Source organism: Rhizobium sp. WYCCWR 11128, assembly GCF_013416305.1.
GTDB lineage: Bacteria > Pseudomonadota > Alphaproteobacteria > Rhizobiales > Rhizobiaceae > Rhizobium > Rhizobium indicum.
Genome location: NZ_JACCEZ010000006.1, coordinates 286,062 through 299,058, shown reverse-complemented (window position 1 = coordinate 299,058; position 12,997 = coordinate 286,062). Strand labels below are relative to the sequence as shown.

Here is a 12,997-nt window from a genome sequence, read left to right as displayed (position 1 = left end):
ATCGCAATGCGGTACTACTCGCTGCTTCAAGCGATGCGGGTATGGCCAGCTCAATAGGTTTCACTGGCCGATCGCCGCGACGGAGCCGCGCAGGATGAGGCTGGTGCTGACGCGCAGGCGTTCGACGGCAAGAGGGGTGCGTTCGATACGGGCGATGAGCCGCTCGCCGGCGAGCTTGCCCATCTCGTAGACGCGCTGGTCGACGATGGTGATCGGCGGAACAGTGACGCTGGTCCAATCGGCGTCGAGAAACGAAATCATCGACACGTCCTTGGGGATCGACAGGCCGAGCGATTGCAGCGACTTGAAGATGCGCAAGCCGACGAGGCTGTCCGATGCCAGCAGCGCCGTCGGCGCAGCGCTGTCGGCGAGCAGGCGTTTGATCACGCCGTCCGTCTGATGCTGATCCGTGGCGCCGAGCCTGACATAATGAAGAGGGTTCGGCAAACCCGCCTCGGTCAGGACGCTGACAAAACCCTCCACGCGTTCACGCACGGCGGAATTCGAGATCCGCCCGATATCGGTGAGCCCGCCGCCCTCGGCATCCATGGCAGAGACGTAGGCGAGGCGGCGATGTCCTTGCCCGATCAGATGCCGGGTCGCCGCGATGGCCGCATCCCGGTCGTCGCCGGTCACGGCGTCGACATCGAGTTCGGGGATCGCCCGGTCGAACAGGACGAGCGGCACGCCGGCACGGCGGACGTGGTGGAGATGATCGATACTGTCGCAGCGGGCCGGCGTGACGATCAGGCCATCGACGCGTTTGCCGATCAGGAGGTCGACGGCCGATTTTTCCGCATCGAGCTCTTCGCCCGAATTGGCGATGATGACGTTGAAGCCCGCAAGACGGGCCGCATCGCTAATGCCGCGCACTGCCAGGCTGAAGAAAGCGTTCTCGATGTCGCCGACCACGACCCCGATGATGCCGGATCTTCCGGTGCTCATGCTGCGGGCGAGTTCGTTCGGGCGATATTCGAGGGCGGCGGCCGCCGCCATGACCTGATCTGTGATCTTGGCGCTGACCACGCCGTAGCCGCCGAGAACGCGGGCGGCCGTGGCCTTCGAGACCTTTGCGGCCTTCGCGACGTCGGCGACCGTGACTGAACGTTTCGGATGAGCGGAATCTTCCATGGGCCGAGGACTACAAGAGTTGTTGACGACCGGTCAATTGACGGATATCAAATATGTTGTGAGACCGGTCTCTTTATATCAGAGACCGGTATCTTGTCCATAAATCTCTACCGCAACTGCGCGGCAGGGCAGGGCGACCGACAATGCCGACAAGAGCATTCCTTTCAGAGTGGAGAACGACGATGAAGCCTTTTCTATTTTTTCCGACCATCACGGCCCCGTTGCGGGCCGGCCTTGTCACATGCCTTCTTGCGATGGGCGCAAGTTCTGCGGCCGCCGTCGACAATCCCTATAACCTGATCGAGCCCGGGACTATCAGCGTCGGCACGATGGGCGATTCCAAGCCCTATACGTTTGCCACGGCGGACGGCCAGTTCACCGGTTTCGATATCGAGCTGTTTCTCAACGTCGTCTCCCGCCTCGGCTTTCAAAAAGACAAGGTGACGTTCACGGGTCAGGAATTTTCAGCACTCCTGCCGTCGGTCGCAAACGAAAGGTTCGACGTTGCCGTTGCGGCGATCGGAACCACCGAAGCCCGCAAGAAGACCATCGACTTTTCCGACGGCTATCTTGCCGGTTATCTCTCCGTCCTGACCCCGGATGCCGGTATAAAGGATGCCGATGGCCTCAAGGGCAAGCGTCTCGGCGTCGTGCAGGGGACCTTGCAGGAGGTCTATGCAGCCAAGAATTTCGGGGGAACCGATCTGGTGAAATTTCCCGACAACAATTCCGCGGTGGCCGCCCTCAACAACGGAACGGTCGATGCGCATTTTCTCGACTACGAGGCCGCCAAGCAATATGGCGAGCGCTATCCCGCGCTGAAGGTTGCCGTGAATATCCCGTCCTTCGATGCGCCTGCTGGCTTCGTGGTCCGAAAAGGAAATGACGCCTTTCGCACGGCGCTCAACGGCGCGCTTCACGATGCGATGCAGGACGGCACCTGGAAGACCCTTTACGAAAAGTGGTTCCCCGGCTCGCCGATGCCGGAACAGTATCTTCCCAAGAAGTGACGCCGCAAGCCGCCCGCTCATCGCGGGCGGCTTACCAAGGCTCTGCCGGACGGCGGCGTCCGCGCCGGGCAAGAATTCATGGGGATCTGAATGAACTGGCTTGAAAATCTGCGCCGCAGCTTCCTGGACTGGGACGCCATGGCGGAAGTTCTGCCGAGCATGATCAGCGTCGGCTTGAAGAATACCCTGATCCTCGCCGCTGCCTCGACCGTGCTTGGCGTCATCATCGGCATGGCGCTTGCCGTGATGGGCATCTCGCAGTCCCGCTGGCTGCGGCTGCCGGCACGCATCTACACCGATGTTTTCCGCGGGCTACCGGCGATCGTCACGATCCTGATCATTGGCCAGGGTTTTGCCCGGATCGGGCGTGAGATCTTCGGTCCGTCGCCATTTCCGCTCGGCATCCTGGCGCTCAGCCTGATCGCCGGAGCCTATATCGGTGAAATCTTCCGGTCGGGCATCCAAAGCGTCGAACGCGGCCAGATGGAAGCCTGCCGGGCGCTCAGCATGAGCCACGGGCAGGGCATGCGTCTGATCGTCATTCCACAAGGCATCAGGCGCGTTCTACCGGCGCTGGTCAACCAATTCATCGGAAACGTCAAGGATTCCAGCCTTGTCTACTTCCTTGGATTGCTCGCCTCCGAGCGGGAGATCTTCCGTGTCGGCCAGGATCAGGCCGTCGTCACCGGCAATCTTTCGCCGCTGCTGCTGGCAGGCGTTTTCTATCTCGTCATCACCGTGCCGCTGACCCACTTCGTCAATTATATCGATGCGAGACTGCGGCTCGGAAAACAAGGCCGCGGCTCGGGTGCCGCGAGCGGATTGGTAGAGGTGAGCGAACTGCGGGCCGCTGCCGGCAAGCATCCCACGGTCAAGGCGGCCGAGGAGAGTACGCCGCGCTTCAAAGGCGGCGCCCTGAACATCCGGGACCTCACCATGGCCTATGGCGATCTCGACGTGCTGAAGGGTGTCGATCTCGACATCGCGGCCGGTACCGTCACCTGCATTATCGGTCCTTCCGGCTCGGGCAAATCGACGCTGCTGCGCTGCATGAACAGGCTTGTCGAACCGAAAGGCGGCGACATCCTGCTCGATGGCGAGAGCATCCTGGCGATGAAGCCGGAGAGGCTGCGCCGGCGTGTGGGCATGGTGTTCCAACACTTCAACCTGTTTCCCGACCACACGGCACTCGAGAACGTCATGCTTTCGCTGACGAAGATCAAGAAAATGCCGAGGCAGGAGGCGCGGCGCATTGCCGAGGCACGTCTGGCCGATGTCGGTTTGGCAGAGCGCAGGGATCATCGGCCGGCAGGTCTGTCGGGCGGGCAGCAGCAGCGCGTCGCCATCGCACGGGCGCTGGCCATGGATCCGGAGGTCATGCTGTTCGACGAAGTGACGAGTGCGCTCGATCCCGAACTGGTGAAGGGCGTGCTCGACCTGATGGCCGCTCTCGGGCGCCAGGGCATGACGATGGCCGTGGTGACGCATGAGATGGGATTTGCGCGCAGGGTGGCCGATCAGGTCGTCTTCATGGATGAGGGCCGCATCGTTGAGGCCGGCTGCCCGCAGCAGATCTTCGACAATCCCAGAAGCGAGCGGCTGAAGCGCTTCCTTGCGGAAGTTCTCTGAAGCGCCTGAGGCAACGCATGGTGCCCCGGTCGTCCTCACGCCGGGCGTGCCGGATTTCATTCGATCTAGCAAGAGTAGAAAAACAAGGTTATCGACATGAATGCTTCCATCAAACCGTCGAAGGTCGTCGTCATCGGAGGCGGGATCTTTGGCGTCTCGACCGCTGTCCATCTGGCACGGCTCGGGGTCCGCACCGTGCTCATCAATGACGGCCCGCTCGCCAACGGCGCCTCCGGCCGTTCGCTCGCCTGGCTCAACTCGGCGCGTAAACGCACCGACGCCTATCATCGGCTGCGGTTGGCCGGCATAGATCGCTACCGCACGCTGGCCGTCCGGTATCCCGATGCGCCGTGGCTGCGATTCGACGGCGGCGTTACCTGGGATGCGGACGACGCCGCCAACGAGATCGCCGAAATCTTCGACTATGAGCGCGATCTCGGCTATCACGCGCAATGGTTCGCCCCGGAGAGAATTGCCGCGGCGACGCCGGGTGTCGACGCAAGCGCGGTGACTCGGCAAGGCGCGATCTTCAACCCCGGGGAGGGCTGGGTCGATCTTCCGTCCTTGATCGGTAGGCTCGCGGAGGAATTCCGCACGCTGTGCGGCGAGATCGTCACGGACGCGGGTCGCGCGACGGTCGATGTCGAAGGCGGGCGTGCCCGTGGCGTGATCACGGCGGACGGCATGCGCCGGGATGCGGATGCCGTGCTGCTTGCTGCCGGCGGCGACGTTCCCGCAATCGTGGCCGAGGTCGGCCAGCATATCGAGGACGCAACACCTGTCGCGCTTCTCGTGCGGACCAAGCCGATCCGCCATCCGCTGAAGGCCGTACTCAACACCCCTCGCATCGCCATCCGCCCCACGCCCAACGGCGGCTTCGCGCTCGATTCTGCCTGGTCCGAGGAAGAGGTCAGCGTAAGGCCCGACGGCAGCTATGATGTCAGGCAATCGACGTTGGAGGGGCTGCTGCGTGAGGCCTCCAGGGTTCTCGAGGGCAATCCGGCGCTGGAGATCGAAGATTATGGCGTCGGCCCGAAGCCCATCCCAGGCGACGGCGAGCCCGTCTTCGGCGAGTTGCCATCGATCTCGGGCTATTTCGTCGCCTTCAGCCATAGCGGCGCCACCCTCGGCCTGATTGCCGGCGAACTGCTGGCGGACGAGATCGTCACTGGACGCCGCCATCCGCTGCTGGCGGACTTTCGGCCGGAGCGTTTCAGCGCGTCGCGAAGATGAAGGCAGCAGCGGAGGCCGATGCATCCTTCTGAGCCGTCGAGCGTTCTATCGCCAGGAACAACTGGAGACGCATCATGTTCAAGGACGAACTCGGAGACACCGGCACAGATAAGGATAAGCGCGACGGTGTAGAAACCGCGCCGGCCTCCTTCGAAGAGGCGAGCATCAATCCGGATCTTATCAGACGTGAGGGTTTCGCCAGCGAGGCCGAATATCGGGCATATATTGCGACGCTCGGTGGTGATGTTTCCGTCGGAGACACCGTCGAGGAGCCTCTCCCGATCTACGAAAGTCATGTCCTGGAAGGCCGTCTGCAAGAACTGAGAGAAGAACTCGAAAACCTCCGCGCTCGCCTTCACGTGATCCAACATCAGGCCGCGACCGTCGTTACGGAGAACGTCCGATGGGCCGATGCCAGCGCCCATGCGCAGCTCGGCAATCAGCCTTGGCTCAAGCTGGCAGGCGCAATGGCGGCGACCTTCGTCGTCACGAGGGGCATCATGCGGTTGCCTCTGGGAGCCGTGGCGACGACGGCGCTACCGTTGGTGGCGGCGGCGATGAACCGGAACCGGAAGCTCGCGAGGTGAAAACCGTCAGCGTCGATGACTGATCAGGCGAAGCCGATTTCCGCGAGCAGAGGCAGGTGGTCCGAGGCAATCCTTGTCAGGCGGTTTTCCAGGACCGCTGCCTGTTTGACGACGAGATCGTCAGTGACGAAGATGTGGTCGAGGCGCATCAGCGGGTAGCGCGAGGGAAATGTCGCTCTCGGCGCGGCGCTGCCTGCGAGCTGTGCGTCCTTCAATGATCGCGCGGCAAGTCGGTAAGTCGCCGATGACGGAATGGCGTTGAAATCGCCGCAGAGGATGGTGGGAAGAGGTTCATCCGCCGTGCCCCGCAGCCAGCCGGGATTCAGCAATGTCGTCATCTGCCGGATGCGCTCGCGGCCGCGAAGGCCGAGATGGGTGTTGACGACCAGCAGTTTTCTGTCGCCGACCACTATTTCGACGGAAATGGCGCCGCGCTGTTCGCCGATGGATGGCAACGGTCCGGCCTTGACCGCGCCTGTCGGCAGCGAAGTGATGATCGCATCGCCATACTGCTCCTCGGCAATCGACAGTGCCGGATGGAAATGAGCCTGCATCTTCAAAAGCGAGGCGATCGCATGGGCCTGGTCGACGCCGCCGGTCCTGCGCCGGAGGACGTCGACCTCCTGAAGAGCGACGATATCAGCCTCAGCTTCGGCGATGACAGAAGCGATGCGGCCGGGATCGAGCTTCCGGTCGCCGCCGATACAACTGTGCACGTTATAGGTCAGGAGTTTGATTGATTTATCCGGCATGGGCCCCGCTGAAACTCGTTCCCCCGGGGGAAACATAGGAGTTCCCCGGGGAGAACATAGAAGTTCCCCCGGAGAACATAGAACTTGTTCTCCGGGGAACACAAAACTCGTTTGATCGTTCCCGATTATCGAACCATCGCGCTCGCACTCCTGAGGACAATCGATGAGCTTCAAAAGCATGATCTGGAATGGACTGCTCGTTGCTGCCCTTTGTCTTGCGGTCTTTCTCCTCTATCGGATCTTCCAGCAATACAGCCTCGATCAGATCGTCCAATCGGTTCGCAGCATCCCTTTTTCGACCTTTTGCACGGCACTTCTCTTTGCGGCGGGGTCCTATCTGTGCCTGAGCTGCTTCGATCTCCTGGCAATCCGTTCGCTCGGCAAATCCTTGCCCTATTCCAAGATTGCGCTGGTGTCCTTCATCAGTCTTTCGCTCGGCCACAATATCGGCTTTGCGGGCCTCAGCAGCGGCGCCTTTCGCTATCGTTTCTATTCGCGCTGGGGGCTGACGGCGGAGGACGTGGCGAAGATCATCCTGTTTTGCGGTGTCACGGTGGGGCTCGGGCTGATCACACTTGGCGGCATCGCCATGATCGTCAATCCCGGCGATGCCGGGCGCCTGCTGCGCATCGATCCTGCCAGCGTCCGCATCTTCGGTTTGCTGGCGCTGGTCGTGCCGGTGGTCTATGCGGGCCTTTCGTTTTTCATCCGCGGCACGTTGCGGCTGTGGCGCTGGTCGTTTCAGCTACCGCGATTTTCGATCGCGGTCGCACAGGTCGGGGTCGGGACGATCAATTTCATGCTCGTCGCCGCCTGCCTGCACCAGATGCTTTCGGCCTTCGGCGACGTTGCCTTCTTCAGGTCGGTGACGGCTTACGTGCTTGCCAATTCGGCGATCCTCGCAACGCATGTTCCGGGCGGTCTCGGCGTGCTCGAGGCGACGGTCTCCTATGTCGTGCCGAAGGAGGCGTCTATCGGCGCGTTGATTGCGTTTCGCTGCGCCTATTTCTTCATTCCGCTGGCGCTCGGCACGACGCTGCTCGTCATCAGCGAAGCCGTTTTCCGGCGGAGGTCACGCGGGGCGAATGAGGCGGCGGACGAGCGCGCCGAGGCCCAGTCGGTCTAAAACCGTTACGGGTCGAACCGGGTCGAAGATCGCCGTGCCTGAAATCGGTGAAATGCTGCCCGGCAGCTCGACGGTGAATTCCCGTAAACCCCGAGGGCCGTCATTGAGCGCCTCGACAGCCTCGATCAACGAGCCGCTTTGCATAAAGGCTGCGGCAAAGCTTTCCGGGGTTGTTCCGAGATATTCCGAAAGCAGGCGATTACGCAGATCCACGATCGCGCGGCGGTGCTCGCCATTACTGGCCTCGACAAGCATGTCGCATTCGCAATCCAGCCCTTCCGAGCGATTGTTCAGGTTGGAGGAGCCAATTCGGACCAGCTCGTCATCGGCGATGATCAGTTTGGAATGGACGAGCACCTCCACCTCGGCGCTCTCTTTCGCCGTGACTGGCCCGGGCACGATTGGCCCGGGCACGACGGCATAATAGACGCGCAGGCGGCCCGCACGATCGGCGCGTTTCAGGCGGCGGATGACCCGGTCGCGATTGCCGCCCATGACAATCCTTTCGATCAGCCCGTGAGAGTTGCGCGTGCAGATGATGACGACTTCAGGCCCGTCTTCCTCTTGCAGCCGCGCGGCAATGGCGTCGGCGACGCGGAAGGAGGCGAGATATTGCGCCTCGATGTAAAGCTGCCGCCGTACCCGGGCGATGACGTCCAATGTCATGGCGATGCCGTCGCTGATGCCGGGGCGAAGTGCGGTCGAGGGTTCCGTTAGCGCGAAGCTGACCGCGGTCTCCCTCATGGAAACGGCGAGATCGTCCGGCCAAGCAAAGGGGACGTTTTCGGCCAACGGCAGGTGGGTTTCACCGGTGGTGTTTTCCCAGCGCCGCCTGGCGATATCGCCGATCAACCTGGCAGCGTCGCCGGTGACCATTGCTTGAACGTCGTGCAGCGGATCATAGGAAACGCCCTTGGGGTCACGTCGCAATTTATCCTTGGCGCGGTGGAGCCAGGTGTCCCACCGGCGCGATGTCAGGTCCATGCCGCCGATGAAGGCGACGGCGTCGTCGATGCAGACGAGTTTCTGATGGTGGCAGCCGCGCAATGTCGGCTGAAGCTCGAAGCGTAGATCGATCCGCGCATTTCTGGGAAAGTTTTTCTTCCGCAGCATCTGCAGGGACTTGCCAGAATAAACGGGGCCGAGCGCCCAGATGAGGATGCGTATTTCGAGCTCCGGATTTGCAGCTGCCAGAGCATGCAACAGGTCGGCCAGCGTTTCGTCGGACTTATCGGGTTCCAACCGGATGTCCGGATTGAAATCCCACCCGACGATCCAGATGGTGCGCCGCGCCTGCCTCAATGCGCGCGCCAGCTCGGCGAAATAACTGTTGCCGTTGATCAGGAAGGCCGCCTTGGCAGCGCTCCCTTCCAGACACAAGGCGTTGCCCTCCTGTTTTTGGCGGGCGCCCGGCCGTTGTGATTTTGTCTGGGGCAAGCTCGGGTTATTGAAGATGGTTTCGAATGTCGTCATGATTGCCTCGGCCTCTAACTGGGAGAGCAAACGCTTGGAATATTTTTGGGTTCCATGCGGCGCCAGATGAGGCGGTCGGGTTGGTAGGGCCGGCGATACGAAGTGCAAGGATGCGAAATGTCACAACGAGCAGGCAGCGCCGATCTTCCCCTTCACGGGGGACGCGTACCGCATTGGCTGGGCGACCGGATGACGCGGTTGGGGACGCTGATCACTGAGGCGATCGTCCATCACTATGGCCGCGACGAATTCCTGCGGAGGCTCGCGCATCCCTTCTGGTTCCAGTCCTTCGGCGCGGTCATGGGCATGGACTGGCATTCTTCCGGTATCACCACCAGCGTTCTCGGCGCGCTGAAGCGCGGGCTTAAGCCGCGCGCCGGAGAGCTCGGGCTGCATGTCTGCGGCGGCCGCGGCGCGCATTCGCGCAAGACCCCGCAGGAGCTCGTCTCGATCGGCGAGCGTGTCGGTCTCGACGGGGAGGGGCTCGCGACCACGAGCCGTCTTATTGCCAAGGTCGACAGCGCCGCCCTTCAGGATGGGTTCGATCTTTATCTGCACGGGTTCATCGTCGCCGATGACGGCCATTGGGTGGTCGTGCAGCAGGGCATGAACGGCGACAGGCGGCAGGCCCGGCGCTATCACTGGCTGTCCGAAGGGCTGGAGAGCTTCGTCGACTCGCCGCATGCGGCAATCGAGGGAAGGAGCCAGGGCGAGATCATCAATCTTGCCGACCGGCGCGCCGAACGCTCGCGGCGCGGTCAGCTCGATCTGCTGGCGACCCTCGGGCCCGACCGGATCATCCGCGAAGCCGCCGCCTTGCAACGTGCCGAAGAGCCGGCGCCCGAACTGGCCGAACAGCCGATGCTGCCGCACCTGATCATGCCTGCTCATCACGATGTCCGCGAGAGCGACGTCAACATGCGGCGCTTGCATGGAAATCTGGCTGCCGCTGCCGACCGCGGGCCGGCGGATTTCGAAGAGCTGCTGCTCGTTCCAGGCGTCGGCGCCCGCACGGTGAAGGCGTTGGCGATGGTGGCGGAAGTCGTCCACGGCGCGCCCTGCCGCTTTTCCGATCCGGCGCGCTTCTCGATCGCCCATGGCGGCAAGGACCGCCATCCTTTTCCGGTTCCGCTCAAGGTCTATGACGAGACGATCGCCGTGATGAAATCGGCGGTGCAGAAGGGCAGGCTCGGACGCGAGGAGGAATTGCAGGCGCTCAAGCGCCTGGACGATCAGTCCAGGCAGATGGAACGCTACGTGACCGGTCCCGACCTCAAGGAAATCATTGCCGGTGAATTCCGCCAATCCGCCGATTTCGGCGGCCGGAGCGTCTTCGGCTGGGAGGAGCCGCCCGCGAAGTAAGGCATCCCTTTTATACCATTACCTTAAGTCGCTGAGCCAGGCAGGGCGACCTCGCCGTTTTCCTCACCATCCCAGTACCGGATGGAGGACGCTGAAACCTTGATAAGAACGATCCCAGGAGTGTCCACTCCTTTAGGAAACCACCGCTCGAGATCGGGGATCCAATGTTCTTCGAGTGCCGCCTTGTCCCGTACCAGCGACGCTGCGCCCTCGACAGCGATGAAAATCCCGGGCTTGCCGAGGAGGCTGGGAGGCGCCGTGAAGGTCAGCGAGACGGTTTCGATGCCTTCGATCTCCGTGATTTTCCTGCTGTCTTCATAGGAAAAGAACCAGGAATCCCCGTCATATTCGACGTCGCCGTTGTTGCTCATCGGTCGGGCCGAGATGCGGCCCGACCCGGCATTCGTCGACAGCATGCAGAAATCGATCTTCTTCAGTTGCGAGGATAGGTCTTCGAGGGTCATGGACATTGCAATCTCCCAGGTTTGTATGCTCGGGAGTAGCGTGCAAGCGTCCAGATTGTTCCAAGGTGAACAGCCCCGCATTCCGCTTTATGGTGCGACGACCACTTTCCAGTCCTGTTTCATGCTGACGACGTGAAATCCATATTTGCTCGCTGCATTGAGTGAATAACCGTCAGGCTCCGCGTAGGCGAATTCCCGGTCCGCATCGTCGTGGTTTATAAGAAGCTGGAAGCTCGGACCTTTCCGGTCTTTCGACCAGCGCATCATCGCAATGTCGCCACCGCCACCTTCATTGCCCCCGACGAAGACGGGACGCATTCCGAGAGCAAGGTTGATCGTCGGCGGCTTGCCTTCGCGGTCATTGACGTGATCGACGCTGCCATCGAAGACGAGCACGGTCTTGCCGCCACGCTCGTCAAGCCTGGTGCCGGCGGTACTTCCCATGACACGCTGCGGCGGAATGCCGAGCATGGCTTCGGAAACCGCCCGGGTGAACAGGATCGGACTTCCGCTGCAGATCCAGTTCTGGAACCCGTTGGCTTCAAGATAAGCGAGCAGTTCACGCATCGGCTGATAGACAGCGCGCGTGTAGGGAACGCCAAATCTCTTTTCCGGCGTCTTCTCCATCAGCGGCAATATCTCCGCAGAGAACTCTTCCGTGGTCTTTCCGTCCGTTGCCGCCGCGATGAGCTCGTTGAGGCCCTGTTCGCCGGCAGCCGCGAGTGCCGCCTCGTCCCCGCGCAAGAATGCCTGGATGCCAGGCTTTTCGGCGAGCATCGGTTTTGCGGTGATCGCGGCCTTGATATCGATGATGATCGGGATGAGTGCCGCAGGAACAGGTTTCTCCGGAATGAGTGTTCCATCCATGTCGAATACCGCCACGCGCTCTTCCTCGGGCACGAACTCGGGACCGGCGGGTGTCGTGACACGGGCGACAAAATCAATGATGGCCGCCTTGGTGGGGGTATCGTTCCAGGAAGCCAGCGGATCGGACTGAGCTAACCCTTGCTGCACGGCAAAGACGCAAAAATAAGCGGCAAAGAGACTGGCCAGAACTGCACGGCGCGTCAGTGGCATTGCTCCGAAGACGGCGATGGGGTTTGCGGGAGCGACGTGATCTTCGCCGCCGACAAGCGGCAACGACGGGAGCATGGTATCGGAGGCCTGGAAACGTCTTCTCATTTCGCTTTTCCTTCCGTGCGCCTGATGCAGCGGAAGCCGACATGGCTGGTGGAAGTATCCTCGGGTTCGGCGTGGCGGGCGGCAGGACGGTAGCGTCTGCAGTAGTTTGGAGCGCAAAGATGGGAGCCGCCCTTCAGCACCCGGCGCGCTATCCGGATTTCCGGCTGGCGCGGATCGTAGCTTGCCTCGGCGTCACTGCCGCGCGGGTTGCTCGGAATGCAGCACGAGTGTTTCGCCGGTTCGGGATGCCGGGGCGACCAGTAGTCGCTCGTCCATTCCCAGACGTTGCCGATCATGTCGTAGAGGCCGAAGCCATTCGGCGGGAACGATCGCACAGGCGAGGTACGTTCGTGTCCTTTCGGCTTCATCGCGTGGGTAGGGAACGTGCCGCTCCAGGTGTTTGCCATCGGGACGCCGCCGGGCGCGAACTCGTCGCCCCATGCATATTCCGCGTCATCCAGCCCGCCGCGGGCGGCAAGCTCCCATTCGGCCTCCGTCGGCAAATCGAGCCTGGCCCAGTCCGCATAGGCAGCGGCGTCCGCATAGGCGACATGCACGACCGGATGGTCGAGCTTGCCGCGCAGATCGCTGAGGCCGCCGAGAGGGCGGCGCCAGTTCGCACCGAACTTGAATGTCCACCACTGGGAGATGTCGGCGCCGTTCACGGCTTTCGGTTGCGTGAACACCAGCGACCCCGCCCTCAGCATCTCAGGCTTCGCACCGGGATAGTCCTTCGGATCGGGAGCTATCTCTGCGACGGTGACATATCCCGTCGCCTCGACGAATTCCTTGAACTGCCTGTTGGTGACCGGCGTCAGCGAAATCCAGAAGCCGTCCACCTTGACCGGGTGGGCCGGGGCTTCCTCCGGATAATGATGGTCGGATCCCATCGTGAACGACCTGCCGGGAATCCACACCATGCCCTCGGACTCGCGCCGGGCTTCTGTCGCGCTGTCGAATGCCAATGCCATCGCGGCCTCCAGAACCGATGTCCCGACCTTAGCTCCCGCGCGCCGTCAGGAAAGAATGTTACTGTTAACTCGACGTA

General features: G+C 62.0%; 12 protein-coding genes. 6 read left to right on the top strand and 6 right to left on the bottom strand.

From position 1 onward, the window contains the following. Positions 1 to 60: 60 nt before the first annotated feature. Positions 61 to 1,131 carry a LacI family DNA-binding transcriptional regulator gene (locus HX898_RS20380; RefSeq protein ID WP_171600451.1) on the bottom strand — a complete coding sequence of 357 codons (1,071 nt, stop codon included), beginning with the start codon at positions 1,129 to 1,131 and terminating at the stop codon, positions 61 to 63. A 182-nt stretch (positions 1,132 to 1,313) separates the two neighbouring features. Here HX898_RS20380 and HX898_RS20375 point away from each other — a divergent pair, with 182 nt between their 5' ends. The 4 genes from HX898_RS20375 to HX898_RS20360 all read left to right on the top strand — a co-directional run bounded on the left by HX898_RS20375 (position 1,314) and on the right by HX898_RS20360 (position 5,590). After that, a complete protein-coding gene (locus HX898_RS20375) occupies positions 1,314 to 2,141 on the top strand; it encodes an ABC transporter substrate-binding protein (RefSeq protein ID WP_138388796.1) in 828 nt (275 codons plus the stop codon). A gap of 90 nt (positions 2,142 to 2,231) precedes the next feature. Then, positions 2,232 to 3,770 (top strand): amino acid ABC transporter permease/ATP-binding protein, encoded by a 1,539-nt coding sequence (locus HX898_RS33445; protein WP_180195540.1) that lies wholly within the window; start codon positions 2,232 to 2,234, stop codon positions 3,768 to 3,770. 96 nt (positions 3,771 to 3,866) lie between these two features. Beyond that, positions 3,867 to 5,003 carry an FAD-binding oxidoreductase gene (locus tag HX898_RS20365; protein ID WP_180195539.1) on the top strand — a complete coding sequence of 379 codons (1,137 nt, stop codon included), beginning with the start codon at positions 3,867 to 3,869 and terminating at the stop codon, positions 5,001 to 5,003. A 74-nt stretch (positions 5,004 to 5,077) separates the two neighbouring features. Next, positions 5,078 to 5,590, top strand: a complete 513-nt coding sequence (locus tag HX898_RS20360) for a hypothetical protein (protein ID WP_180195538.1) — start codon at positions 5,078 to 5,080, stop codon at positions 5,588 to 5,590. 23 nt (positions 5,591 to 5,613) lie between these two features. Here the strand turns inward: HX898_RS20360 and HX898_RS20355 are convergent, their stop codons facing one another. Next, positions 5,614 to 6,342 (bottom strand): endonuclease/exonuclease/phosphatase family protein, encoded by a 729-nt coding sequence (locus HX898_RS20355; RefSeq protein ID WP_180195537.1) that lies wholly within the window; start codon positions 6,340 to 6,342, stop codon positions 5,614 to 5,616. Positions 6,343 to 6,505: 163 nt separating this feature from the next. Between HX898_RS20355 and HX898_RS20350 the strand changes: the two genes are divergently transcribed. Then, the gene (locus HX898_RS20350; protein ID WP_180195536.1) at positions 6,506 to 7,468 is read left to right on the top strand and encodes a lysylphosphatidylglycerol synthase domain-containing protein; all 963 of its coding nucleotides are present in this window, start codon (positions 6,506 to 6,508) and stop codon (positions 7,466 to 7,468) included. Here HX898_RS20350 and HX898_RS20345 read toward each other — a convergent pair. Next, positions 7,415 to 8,941, bottom strand: coding sequence for a phospholipase D-like domain-containing protein (locus HX898_RS20345; protein ID WP_180195535.1), 1,527 nt, complete (start codon positions 8,939 to 8,941; stop codon positions 7,415 to 7,417). The two genes, HX898_RS20350 and HX898_RS20345, sit on opposite strands and share 54 nt — an antisense overlap. Before the next feature lie 117 nt (positions 8,942 to 9,058). Here HX898_RS20345 and HX898_RS20340 point away from each other — a divergent pair, with 117 nt between their 5' ends. Continuing rightward, positions 9,059 to 10,303 (top strand): DUF763 domain-containing protein, encoded by a 1,245-nt coding sequence (locus HX898_RS20340; RefSeq protein WP_180195534.1) that lies wholly within the window; start codon positions 9,059 to 9,061, stop codon positions 10,301 to 10,303. A gap of 23 nt (positions 10,304 to 10,326) precedes the next feature. On the opposite strand, the gene HX898_RS20335 is transcribed toward HX898_RS20340, so the two are convergent. The 3 genes from HX898_RS20335 to HX898_RS20325 form a co-directional block, all read right to left on the bottom strand. Continuing rightward, a complete protein-coding gene (locus HX898_RS20335; protein ID WP_180195533.1) occupies positions 10,327 to 10,773 on the bottom strand; it encodes a pyridoxamine 5'-phosphate oxidase family protein in 447 nt (148 codons plus the stop codon). An 81-nt stretch (positions 10,774 to 10,854) separates the two neighbouring features. Next, complete coding sequence (locus HX898_RS20330) at positions 10,855 to 11,949, bottom strand: haloacid dehalogenase-like hydrolase (protein ID WP_138388804.1); 1,095 nt, start codon at positions 11,947 to 11,949, stop codon at positions 10,855 to 10,857. Beyond that, positions 11,946 to 12,920: a formylglycine-generating enzyme family protein gene (locus HX898_RS20325; RefSeq protein WP_138388805.1), complete on the bottom strand. Its 975-nt coding sequence runs from the start codon at positions 12,918 to 12,920 to the stop codon at positions 11,946 to 11,948. Before HX898_RS20325 ends, HX898_RS20330 begins: the two co-directional genes overlap by 4 nt. Positions 12,921 to 12,997 lie beyond the last annotated feature (77 nt).